General features: G+C 54.5%; 15 protein-coding genes and 7 tRNA genes. 18 read left to right on the plus strand and 4 right to left on the minus strand.

The window, feature by feature from the left end; genetic code table 11:
* Positions 1 to 52: 52 nt before the first annotated feature.
* From F3I15_RS08810 to nagE, 3 genes are all read right to left on the minus strand, one after another.
* Entirely contained in the window at positions 53 to 448 is a 396-nt protein-coding gene (locus F3I15_RS08810) for a hypothetical protein (RefSeq protein WP_150017517.1), read from the minus strand.
* 235 nt (positions 449 to 683) lie between these two features.
* On the minus strand, positions 684 to 2,354 hold the full coding sequence (glnS, locus tag F3I15_RS08815) for a glutamine--tRNA ligase (RefSeq protein WP_150017519.1): 1,671 nt from the start codon (positions 2,352 to 2,354) through the stop codon (positions 684 to 686).
* A gap of 149 nt (positions 2,355 to 2,503) precedes the next feature.
* Positions 2,504 to 4,528 carry an N-acetylglucosamine-specific PTS transporter subunit IIBC gene (nagE, locus tag F3I15_RS08820; protein WP_150017749.1) on the minus strand — a complete coding sequence of 675 codons (2,025 nt, stop codon included), beginning with the start codon at positions 4,526 to 4,528 and terminating at the stop codon, positions 2,504 to 2,506.
* 340 nt (positions 4,529 to 4,868) lie between these two features.
* Between nagE and nagB the strand changes: the two genes are divergently transcribed.
* The 12 genes from nagB to F3I15_RS08880 all read left to right on the plus strand — a co-directional run bounded on the left by nagB (position 4,869) and on the right by F3I15_RS08880 (position 11,740).
* Complete coding sequence (nagB, locus tag F3I15_RS08825) at positions 4,869 to 5,669, plus strand: glucosamine-6-phosphate deaminase (RefSeq protein WP_150017521.1); 801 nt, start codon at positions 4,869 to 4,871, stop codon at positions 5,667 to 5,669.
* Positions 5,670 to 5,725: 56 nt separating this feature from the next.
* Complete coding sequence (nagA, locus tag F3I15_RS08830; RefSeq protein WP_039383172.1) at positions 5,726 to 6,874, plus strand: N-acetylglucosamine-6-phosphate deacetylase; 1,149 nt, start codon at positions 5,726 to 5,728, stop codon at positions 6,872 to 6,874.
* 7 nt (positions 6,875 to 6,881) lie between these two features.
* Positions 6,882 to 8,102, plus strand: coding sequence for an N-acetylglucosamine repressor (locus F3I15_RS08835; protein ID WP_150017523.1), 1,221 nt, complete (start codon positions 6,882 to 6,884; stop codon positions 8,100 to 8,102).
* A gap of 36 nt (positions 8,103 to 8,138) precedes the next feature.
* A complete protein-coding gene (locus F3I15_RS08840; protein WP_039383168.1) occupies positions 8,139 to 8,891 on the plus strand; it encodes an HAD-IIA family hydrolase in 753 nt (250 codons plus the stop codon).
* Between the two features lie 298 nt (positions 8,892 to 9,189).
* On the plus strand, positions 9,190 to 10,857 hold the full coding sequence (asnB, locus tag F3I15_RS08845) for an asparagine synthase B (RefSeq protein WP_150017525.1): 1,668 nt from the start codon (positions 9,190 to 9,192) through the stop codon (positions 10,855 to 10,857).
* A 217-nt stretch (positions 10,858 to 11,074) separates the two neighbouring features.
* Positions 11,075 to 11,151, plus strand: a tRNA-Met gene (locus tag F3I15_RS08850).
* A gap of 8 nt (positions 11,152 to 11,159) precedes the next feature.
* Positions 11,160 to 11,244, plus strand: a tRNA-Leu gene (locus tag F3I15_RS08855).
* A gap of 21 nt (positions 11,245 to 11,265) precedes the next feature.
* Positions 11,266 to 11,340, plus strand: a tRNA-Gln gene (locus F3I15_RS08860).
* A 34-nt stretch (positions 11,341 to 11,374) separates the two neighbouring features.
* Positions 11,375 to 11,449 (plus strand) — tRNA-Gln (locus tag F3I15_RS08865).
* 30 nt (positions 11,450 to 11,479) lie between these two features.
* Positions 11,480 to 11,556, plus strand: a tRNA-Met gene (locus F3I15_RS08870).
* A 6-nt stretch (positions 11,557 to 11,562) separates the two neighbouring features.
* A tRNA-Gln gene (locus F3I15_RS08875) sits at positions 11,563 to 11,637 on the plus strand.
* 28 nt (positions 11,638 to 11,665) lie between these two features.
* A tRNA-Gln gene (locus F3I15_RS08880) sits at positions 11,666 to 11,740 on the plus strand.
* 98 nt (positions 11,741 to 11,838) lie between these two features.
* On the opposite strand, the gene ubiF is transcribed toward F3I15_RS08880, so the two are convergent.
* Entirely contained in the window at positions 11,839 to 13,011 is a 1,173-nt protein-coding gene (gene ubiF / locus F3I15_RS08885; protein ID WP_150017527.1) for a 3-demethoxyubiquinol 3-hydroxylase, read from the minus strand.
* 241 nt (positions 13,012 to 13,252) lie between these two features.
* On the opposite strand from ubiF, the gene miaB reads away from it, so the two are divergent.
* The 6 genes from miaB (at position 13,253) to F3I15_RS08915 (ending at position 20,218) form a co-directional block, all read left to right on the plus strand.
* A complete protein-coding gene (miaB, locus tag F3I15_RS08890; protein ID WP_150017529.1) occupies positions 13,253 to 14,677 on the plus strand; it encodes a tRNA (N6-isopentenyl adenosine(37)-C2)-methylthiotransferase MiaB in 1,425 nt (474 codons plus the stop codon).
* Positions 14,678 to 14,882: 205 nt separating this feature from the next.
* Positions 14,883 to 15,956 (plus strand): PhoH family protein, encoded by a 1,074-nt coding sequence (locus tag F3I15_RS08895; protein WP_150017531.1) that lies wholly within the window; start codon positions 14,883 to 14,885, stop codon positions 15,954 to 15,956.
* Complete coding sequence (gene ybeY, locus F3I15_RS08900) at positions 15,953 to 16,426, plus strand: rRNA maturation RNase YbeY (RefSeq protein ID WP_150017533.1); 474 nt, start codon at positions 15,953 to 15,955, stop codon at positions 16,424 to 16,426. Before F3I15_RS08895 ends, ybeY begins: the two co-directional genes overlap by 4 nt.
* An 81-nt stretch (positions 16,427 to 16,507) precedes the next feature.
* Complete coding sequence (gene corC, locus F3I15_RS08905; RefSeq protein WP_150017535.1) at positions 16,508 to 17,389, plus strand: CNNM family magnesium/cobalt transport protein CorC; 882 nt, start codon at positions 16,508 to 16,510, stop codon at positions 17,387 to 17,389.
* A 4-nt stretch (positions 17,390 to 17,393) separates the two neighbouring features.
* Positions 17,394 to 18,920 carry an apolipoprotein N-acyltransferase gene (gene lnt, locus F3I15_RS08910; protein WP_150017537.1) on the plus strand — a complete coding sequence of 509 codons (1,527 nt, stop codon included), beginning with the start codon at positions 17,394 to 17,396 and terminating at the stop codon, positions 18,918 to 18,920.
* Between the two features lie 404 nt (positions 18,921 to 19,324).
* Positions 19,325 to 20,218, plus strand: a complete 894-nt coding sequence (locus F3I15_RS08915) for a glutamate/aspartate ABC transporter substrate-binding protein (RefSeq protein ID WP_150017539.1) — start codon at positions 19,325 to 19,327, stop codon at positions 20,216 to 20,218.
* Positions 20,219 to 20,296: the final 78 nt, after the last annotated feature.

Genomic DNA, 20,296 nt, shown 5'->3' on the forward strand with positions numbered 1-20,296 from the left:
CGCTGTAAAATAAAAAAACCGGTGCCTGCACCGGTTTTTTTGTTGCTGCAATTCAGGCGACCAGCGTCTCCTGCAGGTAGCGCCAGCGCGGATTTTCCGTTGTGCAGTCCAGCACCGCCAGCGAAATACGGCTGTGGCTCTCGCCGTTCAGTATCTGCAGTTCGCGATACTGAATGGTGACCTCTTTTTGCTGCTCAGAAATGATCGCATGTTCGCTGGTCGCGATGCGCATTCCTTCACGCTGTCCGCACAGGCGGCGAAACAGTTCTTCAACGTCATTCAGAGTCAGCTGCCTTCCCTGTGGCGTAACCATCCGGAAATCAGGATGGAAATGCGACAGCAGCAGCCCCATGGTATCGTTGCTGACATCCGCATGATTAAAAATACGTTCAATGAGCTGATGTAAAACCACAACGCTATGTTTGGCTTCCTGAGCGAGGCTTGTCATTATTTTTCCCTTTTTGCTAGCCACAGACCAAGTCCGGAGTGCGCATAGCCTACCTGAAAAAAAGGATTTAACACGGTCAAATGCGTTAATTTTTTTAAAGTCAGACAAGTCGTAAACCTGCGTATCTGCACAATTTTATTTAACGCAGAATAAATGTTTGCCGGGGAGCAAAAGAGGATAATAAAAAAGGGCGAATGCTCGCCCTTATATAATTTTATGATGCCGGAAGCGGTTATTATTCGCTGCCGATCTTCGCCCAGGTATCACGCAGGCCTACCGTGCGGTTAAATACCAGCGCTGATGGCTGCGAGTAGACGCTATCCGCGCAGAAGTAGCCTTCACGCTCAAACTGATATGGCGAGGTTGCCACCGCTTCGCGCAGTCCTGGCTCCACAAAGCCCTGCTTAATCTGCAGCGAGTCCGGATTCAGGGTCGCGAGGAAATCCTCTGCCGCGCCCGGGTTAGGCACGCTGAACAGGCGATCGTAGAGGCGGAACTCAGCGGGCAGCGCATGAATTGCGGAGACCCAGTGGATCACCCCTTTTACTTTGCGGCCATCAGCCGGGTCTTTGCTCAGCGTATCCACATCGCAGGTCGCATAGATGCAGGTGATGTTGCCCGCCTCATCTTTTGCCACACGCTCAGCGCGGATCACATAGGCGTTGCGCAGGCGCACTTCTTTACCCAGTACCAGACGCTTATACTGCTTGTTAGCTTCTTCACGGAAATCTGCGCGGTCGATCCATACTTCGCGGCTGAAAGGCACGTCGCGCGTACCCATCTCCGGCCGGTTAGGATGATTTGGCATGGTGATGATCTCATCATGCCCGGCAGGCAGGTTTTCAATCACGACTTTAAGCGGATCGAGCACGGCCATAGCACGCGGCGCATTTTCGTTGAGGTCGTCACGAATGCATGACTCCAGCGAAGCCATCTCAACGATATTGTCCTGTTTGGTAATACCGATGCGGCGGCAGAACTCACGAATTGATGCCGCGCTGTAACCACGACGGCGCAGGCCTGAAACGGTCAGCATGCGCGGATCGTCCCAGCCTTCTACCCGCTTTTCGCTCACCAGCTGCGTCAGCTTGCGCTTCGACATCACCGCATATTCCAGATTCAGGCGCGAAAATTCATACTGCCGCGGATGCACCGGAATCGTGATGTTATCCAGCACCCAGTCATACAGGCGACGGTTATCCTGAAACTCCAGCGTGCAGAGCGAATGCGTGATCCCTTCCAGCGCATCGGAGATGCAGTGCGTGAAGTCATACATCGGATAGATGCACCATTTGTTGCCGGTCTGATGGTGTTCGGCAAACTTAATGCGGTAGAGCACCGGATCGCGCATCACGATAAAGCTGGAAGCCATATCGATTTTGGCACGCAGGCACGCCTTACCCTCTTCAAAGCCACCGTCGCGCATTTTCCGGAACAGCGCCAGGTTCTCTTCAACGCTGCGATCGCGATACGGGCTGTTTTTGCCCGGCGCCGTCAGCGTGCCGCGATACTCGCGGATCTGCTCGGGTGACAGTTCGTCAACGTACGCCAGCCCTTTGTTGATCAGCTCGACAGCATAATTAAACAGCTGATCAAAATAGTCGGATGAGTAACGAATGTTGCCGCTCCACTCAAAGCCCAGCCATTGCACATCATTTTTGATCGACTCGACGAACTCCATATCCTCTTTCACCGGATTGGTATCATCGAAACGCAGATTGCATTCCCCCTGATAATCCTGTGCGATTCCAAAGTTCAGGCAGATCGATTTTGCATGGCCAATATGCAGATAACCATTGGGCTCTGGCGGGAAACGGGTATGCACAGTACTGTGCTTACCGCTCGCCAAATCTTCGTCGATGATCTGACGAATAAAGTTCGTTGGGCGGGCTTCAGCCTCACTCATCTCAAAATCCTCAAACAATAACGGGTGATTTTACCTCGAAGTAACGGAGTATGATCCACAAAGCGCTGAAGGGAAACAACCGTTTGTTGGCGCTTTTAAAACAAAAAAGGCAGGAATCGCTTCCTGCCTGATTGGTTAAACGCCTGGGGTTAGTTTTTCACCTCATAGAGCGGCGTTTCACCGGCAACAACCGTGCCGGTTGCCAGCAGCGTAAGACCTGCGAAGTCGTCGCTGTTGCTGACCACCACCGGACTGATCATCGAGCGCGCGTGAGCGTTCAGATAGTCCAGATCTATCTCCAGGATCGGCTCGCCAGCGGTAACGGTCGCGCCCTCTTCCACCAGCCGGGTAAAACCGCGCCCTGCCAGCGCAACGGTGTCCAGCCCCATATGCACCACTATCTCAACGCCGCTCTCTGTTTCCAGACAGAAGGCGTGATTGGTGTTGAAGATTTTCACTATAGTACCGGCAATCGGTGCCACCACGCGGCTATCCGACGGCTGAATGGCCAGGCCATCACCTACCGCTTTGCTGGCGAACGCTTCATCCGGCACCTTATCCAGCGCCACTACATGACCTGATACCGGTGCCAGCAGCGTGGCAATCGCCTTATGTGTCGCCGCCGGCGCAGGCGCGGCTGCCGCCACAACCGGTTTAGCCACAGGCGCAGCGCTGGCGGCCGCCACCGGGCCTTTAGTCAATACGGACTTCATCGCAGTAGCGATACTCTCCGCCTGCGTACCCACAATAATTTGCACGCTCTGCTTATTAAGACGGATAACGCCTGAAGCGCCGATGCGTTTTGCCACACCTTCGCTGACCTGTGCGGAATCTTTCACGTTCAGACGCAGGCGCGTGATACAGGCATCGATATGCGTCAGGTTTTCAGAGCCGCCAACGGCAGCAATATAGCGACGCGCCAGCGATTCAGTGGCCGTTTCACCGCTATTTTCCTGCATGACATTCACATCATAACCATCGGTTTCATCATCCGCTGCCAGTTCGCGGCCCGGCGTCAGCAGGTTAAATTTGCGGATAGTGAAACGGAAGACGACGTAGTAGATCACGAAGAAGACCAGGCCCTGCGGGATCAGCATCCACCAGTGCACCGCCAGCGGGTTACGCGACGAGAGCACCATATCTACCAGGCCGGCGCTGAAGCCAAATCCGGCAATCCACTGCATGCTGGCCGCAATAAACACTGAAATACCGGTCAGTACCGCGTGGATCACATAGAGCACCGGGGCCACGAACATAAAGGAGAATTCCAGCGGCTCAGTGATACCGGTAAAGAATGCTGCGAAAGCGGCCGCCAGCATAATGCCACCCACTTTTGCGCGATTTTCAGGACGCGAGCAGTGATAGATAGCCAGTGCCGCACCCGGCAGGCCAAACATCATGATCGGGAAGAAGCCCGCCTGATAGCGACCCGTAATGCCCGGAATGCCGCTGCCGTTAGCAATAGACTGCGCGCCGCCGAGGAATTTTGGAATGTCGTTAATACCCGCAACATCAAACCAGAACACGGAATTGAGCGCGTGGTGCAGGCCAACCGGGATCAGTAACCGGTTAAAGAAGGCGTATACCCCTGCTCCGACAGAACCCAGTTTCTGGATATGTTCTCCAAAGCTTACCAGACCACCAAAGATCACCGGCCAGACGTACATCAGGATAAACGCCACGACAATCATCAGGAAGGAGACCAGAATCGGTACCAGGCGACGCCCGCTGAAGAAAGAGAGCGCTTTAGGCAATTCGACATGGCTGAAGCGGTTATACATCTCAGCCGAAAGGATACCCACCATGATACCGACAAACTGGTTTTCAATTTTGCCAAACGCCGCAGGCACCTGCTCAAGCGGCATTTTCTGTATCATAGCGACGGCAGCAGGCGAACAGAGCGTGGTCACCACAAGAAAGCCAACAAAGCCGGTCAGGGCCGCGGCGCCATCTTTATCCTTAGACATACCGTACGCGACACCAATCGCAAACAGTACCGACATATGGTCGATAATCGCAGAGCCTGACTTTATCAGCAGTGCCGCCAGCGCGTTACCTGCCCCCCAGCTGTCGGGATCGATCCAGTAGCCTACCCCCATCAGGATAGCGGCCGCCGGCAGCGTGGCCACCGGCACCATCAGCGCACGGCCGACTTTTTGTAAATAGCCTAATATACTCACCTTGTTCTCCCCCTATGAGACTGGCGTATCCCCTGGTACGGGTTGGTTTTATTATCCCGGCACCTGGCGTGTTGATAAGACGATTCTCTGCGAGATGCAGTGTAAAGATAAATTAATTCGCCTCGCAAATTAAAACCGCTCCGGTTGTGACTTTTATCACTTTAATAGCCAAATTAAGTCGCTTAATACTGGTCACTGCTACAAACTTATTTTATGATAAAAAATATCAACCACTCTTTTTCGCTGTAGCCTGCTGATAAACGCGTTAACCTCATTCACACTTGATCACGGCTGCTACAGCATATTCTTTTTATCTGTTTAACCGAGGTGCACTATGAGACTGATTCCGCTGGCTACACCTGCTCAGGTTGGCAAATGGGCAGCCCGCCATATCGTCAACCGGATTAACGCCTTCAACCCAGGCCCTGAGCGTCCCTTTGTTCTGGGATTGCCTACGGGCGGCACGCCGCTGGAAGCTTACAAGCATTTGATTGAGATGCACAAAGCGGGCCAGGTCAGCTTTAAGCATGTCGTCACATTCAATATGGATGAGTATGTTGGTCTGCCGAAAGCGCACCCGGAAAGCTATCACAGCTTTATGTATCGCAACTTTTTCGATCATGTTGATATTCCGTCAGAAAACATCAATCTTCTGAATGGCAATGCGGAAGATATTGACGCAGAATGTCGCCAGTATGAAGAGAAGATTCGTGCGTTTGGTAAAATCCACCTGTTTATGGGTGGTGTAGGCAATGATGGCCATATTGCGTTTAATGAACCCGCCTCCTCGCTCTCATCGCGTACACGTATAAAAACGCTGACGCATGATACGCGTGTCGCTAATTCACGCTTTTTTGATGGCGATGTCAGCCAGGTTCCTAAATATGCGCTGACCGTTGGCGTGGGTACGCTGCTGGATGCCGAAGAGGTGATGATTCTCGTGACAGGCCATGTCAAAGCGCTGGCGCTTCAGGCCGCGGTAGAAGGTAACGTAAACCATATGTGGACCATCAGCTGTCTGCAGCTGCATCCAAAAGCGGTTGTGGTATGCGATGAGCCAGCGACAATGGAACTGAAAGTTAAAACGGTAAAATATTTCCGCGAGCTTGAAGCGGAAAATATGCAGGGCGTCTGAGAGGACGATGTAGAAGCCTGCTGTCGCTGACAGCTGGCGCAGCCGGGAGAGAGATAATGTACGCATTAGTAAACGGTCGGATTTTTACCGGCTATGACATTCTGGACGATCACGCGGTAGTTATCGCGGACGGTATTATTGATCGGGTTTGCCCGCGCGCCATGCTGGATGCAGCGCTACCGCAACAGGATATGGCCGGCGCGTTTATCGCTCCCGGCTTTATCGACCTGCAGCTCAACGGCTGCGGCGGTGTGCAATTCAACGATTCGCCTGAAGCGCTGAGCGTGGAAACGCTGGAGATAATGCAGCGTGCTAATGAAAAGTCAGGCTGTACCAGCTTTCTTCCCACGCTGATTACCAGCAGTGATGAACTGATGAAGCAGGCGGTGGAAACCATGCGCGCCTGGCTGACAACGCGGCAGAATCAGGCGCTGGGTTTGCACCTTGAAGGTCCGTGGCTCAACCGGGAGAAAAAAGGGACGCACAATCCGGCTCTGATACGCCAGCCCGATCCCGCACTGGTTGACTACCTTTGTGCCAACGCGGATGTCATTACTAAGGTTACGCTGGCGCCTGAACAGGCAGGCAGCGAGGTTATTCGTCAGCTCAGCGCAGCCGGTATCATCGTCTCTGCCGGTCACTCTAATGCGACCTATGCCGAGGCAAAAGCCGGATTCAGCGCCGGTATTACTTTTGCGACCCACCTTTATAATGCGATGAGCCCTTTTAGCGGCCGTGAACCTGGACTGGTCGGTGCGCTGTTTGATTCGCCTGATGTATACTGCGGCATCATTGCAGATGGCTTACATGTCAATTACGCTAACGTGCGCATGGCAAAGCGGCTTAAAGGCGAACGGCTGATTCTGGTTACTGACGCGACTGCGCCAGCGGGTGCCGCGATTGATAAATTTATTTTTGCAGGTAAAACAATATACTATCGCAATGGCCTGTGCGTGGATGAGCATGGAACCCTGAGCGGTTCAGCACTGACAATGATTGAAGCAGTGCAGAACAGCGTAGAGTATTGCGGCATTGCCCTGGATGAGGCGTTACGTATGGCAACGCTTTATCCGGCAAGAGCCATGGGCGTGGAAAAACAGCTGGGCACGGTAGCAGCAGGAAAAGCCGCCAACCTCACTGTTTTTACCCGCGATTATCAAATCATCAAGACGTTCGTCAATGGAGAGAGCGTCCTCAGCGAGTAAGCATTGAATGACCACTGGCGGCCAGACTCAAATAGGAAATGTCGATCTTGTCAAACAACTCAATAGCGCAGCCGTTTATCGGTTGATCGATCAACAGGGGCCGATTTCGCGCATTCAGATTGCCGATCTCAGCCAGCTTGCGCCCGCCAGTGTCACTAAAATTACCCGTCAGTTGATTGAACGCGGTCTGATCAAAGAGGTCGAGCAGCAGGCCTCTACCGGCGGTCGCCGCGCCATCTCCATTATCACGGAAACCCGTCATTTTCATACCATCGGCGTCCGTCTCGGACGCAACGACGCCACGCTTACCCTGTTTGATCTAAGCGGCAAATCGCTGGCGCAGGAAGATTATCCGCTACCAGAGCGCACGCAGGAGACGCTGGAGAACGCACTGTTTAATGCTATCAGCGCGTTTATCAACGTGCATCAGCGGAAAATTCATGAGCTGATCGCTATTGCCGTGATCCTGCCCGGGCTGGTTGATCCGGTTAAAGGGATTATTCGCTATATGCCGCACATTGCCGTCAGCCACTGGCCGCTGGTCGCCAGCCTGCAGCAGCGGTTCAGCGTGACCAGCTTTGTAGGGCATGATATCCGCAGTCTGGCGCTGGCTGAGCACTACTTCGGTGCAAGCCGCGACTGCGCTGACTCGATTCTGGTGCGGCTGCATCGTGGAACCGGTGCCGGCATTATTGCTAACGGGCAGATTTTCCTCGGCAGTAACGGTAACGTGGGTGAAATTGGCCATATCCAGGTCGATCCGTTAGGCGAACGCTGCCACTGCGGCAACTTCGGCTGTCTGGAAACCATCGCCGCAAATGGCGCCATTGAAAACCGCGTACGCCATCTGCTGAATCAGGGATATCCGAGTGTGCTGTCGCTGGATAACTGCCTGATGCCGCAAATCTGTCACGCCGCTAATCAGGGCGACGCGCTGGCGTGTGAAGTGATTGAGTATGTGGGGCGTTATCTTGGCAAAGCGATTGCCATTGCAATCAACCTCTTTAACCCGCAAAAGGTGGTGCTGGCGGGCGAAATCACCGACGCCGACAAAGTGTTGTTTCCCGCCATTGAGAGCTGTATCAATACGCAGGTGCTGCGTGAGTTTCGCAAAAACCTGCCGGTGGTGCGCTCACAGCTGGATCATCGCTCCGCGATTGGTGCGTTTGCGCTGGCAAAACGCGCTATGCTGAATGGCATTCTGCTGCAGCATCTGCTGGAAGATTAATTGTAACCTGCCTGAGACGGCCTGACGGGATCTTGTATGACCATTAAAAGCGTAATCTGTGATATCGATGGCGTGTTGATGCATGACAACACGGCCGTGAAAGGGGCTAATGAATTTCTGCAGCGTATCCTGGAAAAAGGCATGCCGCTGGTCGTGCTGACTAACTATCCGTCGCAGACTGCTCAGGATCTGGCTAACCGTTTCTCCAACGCCGGCGTCGACATTCCTGACTCGGTATTTTATACCTCAGCCATGGCCACCGCTGATTTCCTGCGGCGTCAGGAGGGGAAAAAAGCGTATGTAATCGGGGAAGGTGCGCTGGTTCACGAACTCTACAACGCCGGCTTTACCATTACTGACGTCAATCCTGATTTTGTTATCGTCGGTGAAACCCGCTCGTTTAACTGGGATATGATGCATAAAGCCGCATTTTTTGTGGCTAACGGCGCGCGCTTTATTGCGACCAATCCGGATACCCATGCGCGTGGATTTATTCCCGCCTGCGGCGCACTCTGTGCCGGTATCGAAACCATTTCGGGCCGTAAGCCCTTTTACGTTGGCAAGCCCAGCCCCTACATTATGCGGGCTGCGCTGAACAAAATGCATGCGCACTCTGAAGAGACAGTGATCGTGGGTGATAACCTGCGCACCGATATCCTGGCGGGCTTCCAGGCGGGGCTGGAAACCATTCTGGTGCTCTCAGGTGTCTCTACCCTGAGCGATATCGACGCTATGCCGTTCCGCCCCGACTGGATTTTCCCTTCCGTCGCCGATATCGATCTGTTCTGACCGGCGCCGTGCATCTGCTGACGCCCTGCCCACCTGCCGGTGTGCGGGGCGTTACTGTTTTGGACGCCTGATGATAAAAAGAGCTAAACCGGAAAATTATTAGATATCATCTAAAAAAACAGCATTTATTTTGATTAATATTTAATTTATTCACCTGTGCAACACTCTATTTATCATAAAAACGTTATTTTGCTTGCGCAACCACCATCAATTAGCGCATTTTCTTATACATCACGCAGCGCAGGCTGCCGGACAAATGCAAAATAACATCGCCACAGGGTGAGATCAGGAGTCAGTTATGTGTTCGATTTTTGGTGTGCTGGATCTGAAAAGCGATCCTGTTGAACTGCGCAAGAAAGCGCTGGAGTCTTCCCGTCTGATGCGTCACCGCGGCCCGGACTGGTCCGGAGTGTTTGCAGATGATAAGGCTATCCTGGTGCATGAGCGCCTCTCAATCGTTGACGTTAACAACGGCGCGCAGCCGCTGTATAACGCTGACCACACCCACGTACTGGCCGTGAACGGCGAAATTTATAATCATCAGGCGCTGCGCGCTGAGCTGAGCGATCGTTACGCGTTTCAGACCGGCTCCGACTGCGAAGTGATTCTGGCGCTTTATCAGGAAAAAGGCGTCGATTTCCTCGATGACCTGCAGGGTATGTTCGCTTTCATCCTGTGGGACAGCGTTAAACAGCAGTACCTGATTGGTCGCGATCATATCGGTATCATTCCGCTCTATATGGGCAATGATGAGCACGGCAACCTTTACGTTGCATCTGAAATGAAAGCGCTGGTTCCGGTCTGCCGCTCTATTAAAGAATTTCCGCCGGGAAGCTTCCTCTCCAGCACTGACGGTGAGATCCGTCGTTACTGGCAGCGCGACTGGATGGATTTTGCAGCGGTTGCGCAGAACACCACGGATGCTGCAGGCCTGAAACATGCGCTGGAAGAGTCAGTAAAAAGCCATCTGATGTCGGATGTCCCTTACGGCGTGCTGCTCTCAGGCGGACTGGACTCTTCGATCATTTCGGCCGTTACCAAGCGTTTTGCGGCTAAACGGGTGGAAGATGCTGATAAGAGCGACGCCTGGTGGCCACAGCTGCACTCGTTTGCTGTGGGTCTGGAAGGCTCGCCCGATCTGAAAGCTGCGCAGGCGGTCGCCGATCATCTCGGTACCGTGCACCACGAAATTCATTTCACGGTACAGGAAGGTCTGGACGCCATCCGTGACGTGATTTACCACATCGAAACCTATGATGTCACCACGATTCGCGCTTCAACGCCGATGTATCTGATGTCGCGCAAAATCAAGGCGATGGGTATCAAGATGGTGCTTTCTGGTGAGGGCGCAGATGAAGTGTTTGGCGGCTATCTCTACTTCCATAAAGCACCAAACGCCCGTGAGTTTCATGAGGAGAACGTGCGTAAGCTGCTGGCGCTGCATATGTTTGACTGCGCGCGTGCGAACAAAGCGATGTCAGCCTGGGGCGTAGAGGCACGCGTGCCGTTCCTGGATAAAAAATTCCTGGATGTGGCAATGCGCATCAACCCGGAAGATAAACTGTGCGGCAGCAACGGAAAGATGGAAAAGCATATTCTGCGTGAATGCTTCTCATCGTACCTGCCGGAGAGCGTGGCGTGGCGTCAAAAAGAGCAATTTTCTGATGGCGTCGGTTACAGCTGGATCGATACGCTGAAAGAAGTGGCGGCGAAGCAGGTCAGCGATCAGCAGCTGGCGACCGCACACTTCCGCTTCCCGCACAACACGCCTGTCTCAAAAGAAGCGTATCTCTATCGCGAAATCTTTGAGGAGCTGTTCCCGCTGCCGAGCGCGGCAGAGTGCGTGCCTGGCGGACCTTCTGTGGCCTGCTCTTCTGCTAAAGCGATTGAGTGGGACGAGGCGTTCAAATCCATGGACGATCCTTCCGGCCGTGCCGTTGGCGTACATCAGTCCGCTTACAAATAAGCGCATCGCCGGATAGAGTAAGGGACCCGCTGCGGTCCCTTTTTAGTTGCAACTGACGCGGATGCGATCGAAAATTGCTGAATAAAGCGCCAGCCTGGTTACAAGCCAGACAAACAGGCGCCGCAAGGTAAAAAACGGCAAAAAAACTGTTGACGCTACAAAGCTCAATACGCATAATGCGCCCCGCAACGCCGTTGAAGGTAACGCGAAAAAAGATGGCTACGTAGCTCAGTCGGTTAGAGCACATCACTCATAATGATGGGGTCACAGGTTCGATTCCCGTCGTAGCCACCATCTTTTTTGCGGGAGTGGCGAAATTGGTAGACGCACCAGATTTAGGTTCTGGCGCCGCAAGGTGTGCGAGTTCAAGTCTCGCCTCCCGCACCATTTCAGTCTTCGGCAGCCGGATGGGGTATCGCCAAGCGGTAAGGCACCGGTTTTTGATACCGGCATTCCCTGGTTCGAATCCAGGTACCCCAGCCAATCCGATATGTTTTCGTGGATACGCGTTAACAGATGGGATATCGCCAAGCGGTAAGGCACCGGTTTTTGATACCGGCATTCCCTGGTTCGAATCCAGGTATCCCAGCCAGCATCGGGAAAAGCAGTAAAGCAGTATTATGGCTACGTAGCTCAGTCGGTTAGAGCACATCACTCATAATGATGGGGTCACAGGTTCGATTCCCGTCGTAGCCACCAGATAATTGGGGTGTCGCCAAGCGGTAAGGCACTGGTTTCTGATACCAGCATTCCGGGGTTCGAATCCCTGCACCCCAGCCATACAAAGACAATTTGATCAAACACCTATTGGGGTGTCGCCAAGCGGTAAGGCACTGGTTTCTGATACCAGCATTCCGGGGTTCGAATCCCTGCACCCCAGCCAAATTGCACAACAGGCCCGCTTTTGCGGGCTTTGTTGTTTCTGACGTTCTGAAACGACAGGGCTTACTGCCGGCGCGCCAGCAGTAAGCGTGAGTCAGGTCAGAGTCCCAGCGCGTAGCGCAGCGCACGACGCTTCAGGCCGCCGGCGCGTTCTGCCGCCATCAACCCCAGATTACGCGCCAGGCGCAGCGGCGGCAGTGAGTTACTGAACGCAAAATAGAACAGATCCATACCACCCTGCATCAGCAGATTATCGCGATAGCGTTCACGCTGATAGCGCTGCAGCACCGCCATTGCTGACCACGTCTGCGCCTGACTGCGCGCCTCAGTCAGCACATTAATCAGCGCATCCACGTCGCGATAGCCCAGATTGACACCCTGCCCCGCCAGCGGATTGATCGTATGCGCAGCATCTCCCACCAGCGCCAGCCCCGGCATGACGTAGCGCGTGGCATGACGCCGCACCAGCGGGAACGACGCCGCACTCTTTATCTGAAAGCGGCCGAGACGGGCCGGGAAATTCAGCTTTACCTCTTTCTCCAGCTGGCTCAGCGGCAGCGCCTGCAGCTGACGGATACGCGCGGGTGCGTCATACCACACCAGCGATGCATGCTGGTCAAAAAGCGGCAGAAAAGCTCGCGGCCCCTGCGGCGTAAACTGCTGCCAGGTAGCATCACCCGCCGGATGCTCACACTCAGTACTGATAAGCATGCAGGATTGCGCATAGTTCCAGCCGTGCACGCCAATGCCTGCCAGCTGCCGCACCCGCGAGTTTGCGCCATCCGCGCCAACCACCAGCCGGGCATCAAGCGGTGCGCCCTGGTCCAGGGTGATGTGCCAGCCACCGCTATGCGGCTGCAGATCCTGAAGCGTTGCCGGGCACAGCAGCGCGACACCATCCTGCTGCATCTGCTCCCACAGCGCCCGCTGCAACACGCGATTTTCCACCATATAGCCAAGCACCGGCAGCCCCAGCGATGCTGCATCAAACGTGACGTGCGCGCTCTGCCACTCCCAGGTTTCCAGTTTGCGATAGGGCGCACTGCGCATCGCCTCTACGCGCGTCCAGGCACCCAGCTGCTGCAGTAGCGCAACTGAAGAAGCACCAATCGCAGAGATGCGGATATCAGGCTCGCCGCTGTTATCAAACGGCTCAGGCTCTGCACGCTCTATGACAGCGACGCGGAACTGCTGCTGCGCCAGCCCGCACGCCAGCGCCGCCCCCACCATGCCACCTCCGACGATGACCACGTCATACTGTCTCTCCTGCATCGATCCTCACCTTTCCTGTTGCCCTGACGCCCTACGGCGTTTGCTGATAAACAAAGTGTACCGGAAATCATCCGTAATGGGGGGGCTGACCCGCTGCCACATCTTTTTGTGCCTGCGCGGCCCGCAGCAGCCTGGCTGTCACGCTGGTGCGCGAAGTATGACGGGTACGCTGGTCACATCCCCCCCAAAGCATTACACTATGCCCCCTGCACTTTCCTGCTCAGATTCAATGGCTGGTTCAATGACCAAAAAACTGCATATCAAAACCTGGGGCTGTCAGATGAATGAGTATGATTCATCCAAGATGGCTGACCTGCTGAACAGCACGCACGGCTACACCCTGACGGAGGAAGCCGAAGACGCAGATGTTCTGCTGCTTAATACCTGCTCTATCCGTGAGAAAGCGCAGGAAAAAGTCTTTCACCTGCTGGGGCGCTGGAAAAAGCTCAAAGCGGTCAATCCCGATCTTATCATCGGCGTGGGCGGCTGCGTGGCGTCGCAGGAAGGCGATAAACTGCGCCAGCGTGCGCAGTGTGTTGATATCGTCTTTGGACCGCAGACGCTGCATCGCCTGCCGGAAATGATCAATCAGGTACGCGGTAATAAAAGCCCGGTAGTTGACGTCAGCTTCCCGGAAATTGAAAAATTTGACCGCCTGCCGGAACCGCGCGCTGAAGGCCCGACGGCTTTTGTCTCTATCATGGAAGGCTGCAATAAATATTGCACTTTCTGCGTGGTGCCTTATACCCGCGGCGAAGAAGTCAGCCGTCCCTGCGACGATATCCTGCTGGAAATCGCCCAGCTGGCCGCTCAGGGTGTGCGCGAGGTCAACCTGCTGGGTCAGAACGTCAACGCCTATCGCGGCGCGACCTTTGATGACCAGATCTGCACGTTTGCTGAGCTGCTGCGCCTCGTCGCCGCCATTGATGGTATCGACCGCATCCGCTTCACCACCAGCCATCCGATTGAGTTCACCGATGACATCATTGATGTCTATCGCGATACGCCAGAGCTGGTGAGCTTTCTGCATCTGCCGGTTCAGAGCGGCGCTGACCGTATTCTGACGCTGATGAAGCGGGCGCACACTGCCCTGGAGTACAAAGCAATTATTCGCAAGCTGCGTGCAGCACGTCCTGATATTGAAATCAGCTCTGATTTTATCATCGGTTTCCCGGGTGAAACTCAGCACGACTTCGAACAGACCATGAAGCTGATTCACGACGTTAACTTTGACACCAGCTACAGCTTTATCTACTCCGCCCGTCCGGGTACGCCTGCGGCTGACCTGCCAGACGACGTGCCGGAAGAGGAGAAAAAGCAGCGCCTCTATATTCTGCAGGATCGTATCCAGCAGCAGGCGATGGCGATCAGCCGCCGTATGGTGGGTACCGTTCAGCGTATTCTGGTTGAGGGCACATCACGTAAAAATGTGATGGAACTGACCGGCCGTACTGAAAATAACCGCGTGGTGAACTTTGAAGGCTCAGTGAACATGATTGGCAAATTTGTCGATGTTGAAATCGTTGACGTCTATGCCAACTCACTGCGCGGCGTGGTCGTACGCACTGAAGATCGCATGGGGCTGCGCGTGGCGCAGAGTCCGGCGGCCGTCATTGCCCGTACCCGCAAAGAGGATGAAACCGGCGTCGGCCTGTATCAACCCTGACAGTTAATCACTGTGCGGCAGCACGCAGCGTGCTGCCGCCTGTTTCATTCGCCACCCCTTGCATTCTGCAGCGGTCGCCCAAATATCTTTCCCTGCGCTTGCGTCCTGATGCTGTCCCATAAATAATTTTGTCATACGCTTATGACGCGCACGCGTGGCATCCATACATCTTTTCAACTGGCCCTGTGTGACCCAAAGGATTCAATTGAATATCGAAACTCGTGAAATCGCCCTGGAACCCGCCGACAACCAGCGTCTGATGAGCCTGTGCGGTCCGTTTGATGACAATGTGAAGCAGCTGGAACGCCGTCTGGGCATCGAAATCAACCGCCGCGACAACCATTTTAAGCTGGTGGGCCGCGCGCTCAGCGTGGAGGCCGCCGCGCATATCCTGCGTACGCTGTATGTGGATACTGCCCCGGTTCGCGGCCATATTCCGGATATCGAACCGGATCACATTCATCTGGCCATTAAAGAGAGCCGGGTGCTGGAGCAGACCGCCGAAAGCGTGCCGGAGTATGGCAAAGCGGTAAACATTAAAACCAAACGCGGTGTGATTAAGCCGCGCACGCCGAATCAGGCGCAGTACATCGCCAACATCCTCGACCACGATATCACCTTTGGTATCGGCCCGGCGGGTACCGGTAAAACCTATCTTGCGGTTGCCGCCGCGGTTGATGCCCTGGAGCGCCAGGAGATTCGTCGTATCCTGCTGACCCGCCCGGCGGTAGAGGCGGGTGAAAAGCTGGGCTTTCTGCCTGGCGATCTGAGCCAGAAGGTTGATCCCTATCTGCGCCCGCTTTATGACGCGCTGTTTGAGATGCTCGGCTTTGAACGGGTTGAAAAGCTGATGGAGCGTAACGTGATTGAGGTGGCACCGCTCGCCTATATGCGCGGTCGTACGCTGAATGATGCGTTTGTGATCCTCGATGAGAGCCAGAACACCACCATTGAACAGATGAAGATGTTCCTGACGCGCATCGGCTTTAACTCCAAAGCGGTGATCACCGGTGACGTAACGCAGATTGACCTGCCGCGCAGCACCAAGTCGGGTCTGCGCCACGCGATTGAAGTGCTGGCTGACGTCGAAGAGATCAGCTTTAACTTCTTCCACAGCGAAGATGTGGTACGCCATCCGGTAGTGGCACGTATTGTGAACGCTTATGAAGCCTGGGAAGAGGCGGATCAGAAGCGTCGTGATAAACTGGCGGAAGAGCGTAAACGGGAGTCGCTGGCCGCTCAGGCTATGCACTCCACACCACCACAGGAGCCGTCATGAGTACGGTAGTACTGGATTTACAGCAGGCCTGCGCCGACGCGCACGGCCTGCCGGAAGAAACCGCTTTTCAGCGCTGGCTGGAAGCGGCCATTACCCCCTTTCAGCCAGAAAGTGAGGTCACGATTCGCCTGGTTGATGAAGCGGAGAGTCACGAGCTAAACCTGACTTATCGCGGCAAAGACAAGCCGACCAACGTGCTCTCTTTTCCTTTTGAAGCGCCGCCGGGCATTGAGCTGCCGCTGCTGGGTGATTTAATTATCTGTCGCCAGGTGGTTGAGCAGGAAGCGGCTGAACAGGGTAAAAGCACTGAAGCACACTGGGCACACATGGTTGTACACGGCACGCTGCATCTGCTGGGCTATGACCATATTGAAGACAGTGAAGCCGAAGAGATGGAGGCGCTGGAGACTGAGATAATGCTTGCTCTTGGTTATCCTGACCCGTACATTTCGGAGAAAGAAGACGCCTGAGCCGTGGGTTCAGGCTACTGTGCTGCCGGCGGGACGCGGGCAGCTATCCTTATCTAACAGCGAGATCGTAATTAAAACGCCATGAGCGACGACCATTCTCAAAACAACGATGCCCCCAGTAGTAAAAAGGGCTTCTTTTCCCTGCTGCTTAGCCAGCTGTTTCACGGTGAACCTAAAAATCGTGATGAACTGCTGGGTCTGATCCGTGATTCTGAACAAAAAGAGCTGATTGACCAGGATACCCGCGACATGCTGGAAGGGGTGCTCGACATCGCTGAGCAGCGCGTACGCGATATCATGATCCCACGCTCACAGATGATCACCCTGAAGCGCAATCAGAGTCTGGAAGAGTGCCTGGCCGTGATTATTGAATCTGCGCACTCCCGTTTTCCGGTTATCAGCGAAGATAAAGACCACGTTGAAGGCATTCTGATGGCGAAAGATCTGCTGCCGTTTATGAGCAGCAGCGCTGAGCCCTTCAGTATGGAAAAGGTGCTGCGTCCTGCGGTAGTGGTACCGGAAAGCAAGCGCGTTGACCGCATGCTGAAAGAGTTTCGCTCGCAGCGCTATCATATGGCGATTGTTATTGATGAGTTTGGTGGCGTATCTGGCCTGGTGACCATCGAAGATATTCTGGAGCTGATTGTCGGCGAAATCGAAGATGAGTATGACGACGAAGAAGATCGCGACATCCGTCAGCTGAATCGCCATACCTACACGGTACGCGCGCTGACGCCGATTGAAGATTTCAACGAGGCGTTTGGCACCGATTTCAGCGATGACGAAGTGGATACGATTGGCGGTCTGGTTATGCAGGGCTTTGGCCACCTGCCGGCTCGCGGCGAGAGTATCACTATTGATGACTACCACTTCAAAGTCGCTATGGCGGACAGCCGTCGTATTATTCAGGTGCATGTGAAAATTCCGGAAGATTCTCCACAACCGCAACTCGAAGACGAATAACTTTATGGCATCTGCCTCTCTTTTTTCCCGCCAGCGGGTGCGTCTGCTGCTGGCGCTGATAGCGGGTGCCACCGGCACCCTCGCCTTTTCTCCTTACGATTTCTGGCCTGCGGCGCTTATCTCCCTGGCGGGTTTGCAGGTATTACTGCTAAACCGTCGTCCTGCACAGGCTGCAGCGCTTGGCTTTACATGGGGCTTTGGCCTGTTTGGCAGCGGCATTAACTGGGTCTATGTCAGCATCGCTACCTTTGGCGGTATGCCCGGGCCGGTAAACGTTTTTCTGGTGCTGCTGCTGGCAGCATATCTGGCGCTCTATCCGCTGCTGTTTGCCGTGGTGCTCAACCGCTTCTGGCCGCGCGCTACCCTATGGCGGCTGGCGCTGGCGGCGCCGGCATTATGGCAAATCAGCGAGTTTCTGCGCGGCTGGGTCCTGACGGGTTTCCCCTGGCTGCAGTTTGGCTACAGTCAGATTGACGGTCCGCTGAAAGGTATTGCGCCGCTTGCGGGCGTAGAGACCATTACCTTCCTGCTGATGATGATTGCCGGCCTGCTGGTCTTTGCCCTGCATCAGCGCAGTCTGAAAAGCCTGATTGTTGCCGCAGCCCTGCTGCTGCTGCCGTGGCCGCTGCGTATGCTGCACTGGTATCAGCCGCTGCCGGCACGCAGCGTGGATGTGGCGATGGTACAGGGTAATATCCCGCAATCGATGAAGTGGGATCCACAGCAGCTGCGCGACACGCTGCGCGTCTATACCAGTTACAGTCAGCCCTATATCGGCAGTGCGCCGCTGATTATCTGGCCTGAATCGGCTATTACCGATCTTGAAAGTAACCAGCAGCCCTTTTTACAGGCGCTGGACGCGGAACTGCGCGCGCGCGGCAGCAGTTTGATCACCGGCATCGTTGACTCACGCATTGAGGGTGATAACCGCTATCACGACTATAACTCCGTCATCGTGCTCGGTGGCAAACAGCCTTATAGCTACCAGAGCCGTAACCGCTATCAGAAAAATCACCTGGTGCCGTTCGGCGAGTTTGTGCCGCTGGAGAGCCTGCTTCGTCCGCTGGCGCCGTTCTTCGATCTGCCCATGTCCTCTTTCAGCCGCGGTGCATACATCCAGCCACAGCTGAACGTGGCGGGTTATAACCTCACCAGCGCCATCTGCTATGAAATCGTTCTGGGCGAACAGGTACGTGCCAACTTCCGGCCAGATACCAACTTCCTGCTGACGGTTTCAAATGACGCCTGGTTCGGCCACTCGATCGGCCCGTGGCAGCATTTTCAGATGGCGCGCATGCGTGCGCTTGAGCTGGGACGCCCGCTGCTGCGCTCGACAAACAATGGCGTTACGGCCGTGGTCAACGCCGACGGTGACGTTGAAAAGATGATCCCGCAGTTTACCCGCCGGGTACTGGAGGCGCGCGTAACGCCTGCTGCAGGCGAAACGCCCTATGCGCGCAGCGGTATCTGGCCGGTCTGGTTACTGACGCTGGCAGCGATCACCGCCGCCATTGCACGCCGGCGCGTCTGACGACCGCGTCTCCCTGAAAGCGAAGCCACGGCTTCGCTTTTTTTTTGTCTTTCCGCTGAAACATTCTCCTGCAATGCTGCGTAATGTGGCACGAAGCTTGCTGCTAATCATAACGACAAGGGCGAATGCCGGCAGCAGGCTTGCTGTGATGAATTTCACGCACTGTTAACGGGCATGATTGCGCACTGAAACAGCGCAAGGCAGCTACATTGCCTTGTAATGGTGCGGAGCGGCTCGCAAAAAACAAACTTTTTTGTTTCATTACGTTAACATTTCGCTATGTTAGTCCCCTATCCTGCGCGCAGTTGCGCTAAAGGATTATTAAAAAAGCAGCAGGACACAGACATAACATCACGCTCTGCGCAGTTTTATTCTGCGCGACATTCACACGAAGGAGTTGGAACATGCAAATGCGCAAAGTGGCTTTATCACTTCTGCTGTTGGGAGCAGCAGCGGGCGCGGCTCAGGCAGAAGATTTCACCGGCACGCTGAAAAAGATTAACGACAGCGGCGTTATTGTCGTCGGCCATCGTGAGTCATCCGTTCCCTTTTCTTATTATGACAACCAGCAAAAAGTCGTCGGCTATTCGCAGGACTACTCCAGCGCCATTGTGGCAGCGATCAAAGCCAAACTGAATAAACCCGATCTGCAGATCAAGATGCTGCCAATTACCTCGCAGAACCGTATTCCTCTGCTGCAGAACGGCACTTACGATTTTGAATGTGGTTCCACGACAAACAACGTTGAGCGTCAGCAGCAGGCGGCCTTCTCTGACACCATCTTTATCATCGGCACCCGTTTACTGGTGAAAAAAGGCGGTGACATTAAAGATTTCACCGATCTGAAAGGCAAAACGGTTGTGGTCACCTCCGGTACCACCTCTGAAATTCTGCTGCGCAAGCTGAATGATGAGAAAAAGCTCGATATGCGCATTATCAGCGCTAAAGATCATGGCGATTCGTTCCGCACGCTGGAAACCGGACGTGCCGTCGCCTTTATGATGGATGATGCCCTGCTGGCCGGTGAGCGCGCCAAGGCGAAAAAGCCTGATAACTGGGAGATTACGGGTACCCCGCAATCCAAAGAGGCTTACGGCTGCATGCTGCGTAAAGACGATCCACAGTTCAAACAGCTGCTGGATGAGACCATTGCTAAGGCACAGACCTCCGGTGAAGCGACCAAATGGTTTGATAAATGGTTTAAACAGCCTATTCCGCCAAAAAACCTCAATCTGAATTTTGAACTCTCCTCCGATATGCAGGCCCTGTTTAAATCACCTAACGACAAGGCGCTGTAACGTAACAACGATAACAAGGGCGGCCAGGCTGCCCTCCTGATTGCTGAACATGCGGTACGGACAGACAGACTGCTGCGG

The sequence above is a fragment of the Pantoea sp. M_9 genome (genome assembly GCF_008631385.1).
Taxonomy (GTDB): Bacteria; Pseudomonadota; Gammaproteobacteria; order Enterobacterales; family Enterobacteriaceae; genus Pantoea; species Pantoea eucrina.

What these genes read in the sequence shown, in the direction of transcription:
- F3I15_RS08810 (WP_150017517.1), bottom strand. Translation starts at nt 448, where the DNA reads ATGACAAGCCTCGCTCAGGAAGCCAAACATAGCGTTGTGGTTTTACAT.
- glnS (WP_150017519.1), bottom strand. Translation starts at nt 2,354, where the DNA reads ATGAGTGAGGCTGAAGCCCGCCCAACGAACTTTATTCGTCAGATCATC.
- nagB (WP_150017521.1), top strand. Translation starts at nt 4,869, where the DNA reads ATGAGACTGATTCCGCTGGCTACACCTGCTCAGGTTGGCAAATGGGCA.
- nagA (WP_039383172.1), top strand. Translation starts at nt 5,726, where the DNA reads ATGTACGCATTAGTAAACGGTCGGATTTTTACCGGCTATGACATTCTG.
- F3I15_RS08835 (WP_150017523.1), top strand. Translation starts at nt 6,882, where the DNA reads ATGACCACTGGCGGCCAGACTCAAATAGGAAATGTCGATCTTGTCAAA.
- F3I15_RS08840 (WP_039383168.1), top strand. Translation starts at nt 8,139, where the DNA reads ATGACCATTAAAAGCGTAATCTGTGATATCGATGGCGTGTTGATGCAT.
- asnB (WP_150017525.1), top strand. Translation starts at nt 9,190, where the DNA reads ATGTGTTCGATTTTTGGTGTGCTGGATCTGAAAAGCGATCCTGTTGAA.
- ubiF (WP_150017527.1), bottom strand. Translation starts at nt 13,011, where the DNA reads ATGCAGGAGAGACAGTATGACGTGGTCATCGTCGGAGGTGGCATGGTG.
- miaB (WP_150017529.1), top strand. Translation starts at nt 13,253, where the DNA reads ATGACCAAAAAACTGCATATCAAAACCTGGGGCTGTCAGATGAATGAG.
- ybeY (WP_150017533.1), top strand. Translation starts at nt 15,953, where the DNA reads ATGAGTACGGTAGTACTGGATTTACAGCAGGCCTGCGCCGACGCGCAC.
- corC (WP_150017535.1), top strand. Translation starts at nt 16,508, where the DNA reads ATGAGCGACGACCATTCTCAAAACAACGATGCCCCCAGTAGTAAAAAG.
- lnt (WP_150017537.1), top strand. Translation starts at nt 17,394, where the DNA reads ATGGCATCTGCCTCTCTTTTTTCCCGCCAGCGGGTGCGTCTGCTGCTG.
- F3I15_RS08915 (WP_150017539.1), top strand. Translation starts at nt 19,325, where the DNA reads ATGCAAATGCGCAAAGTGGCTTTATCACTTCTGCTGTTGGGAGCAGCA.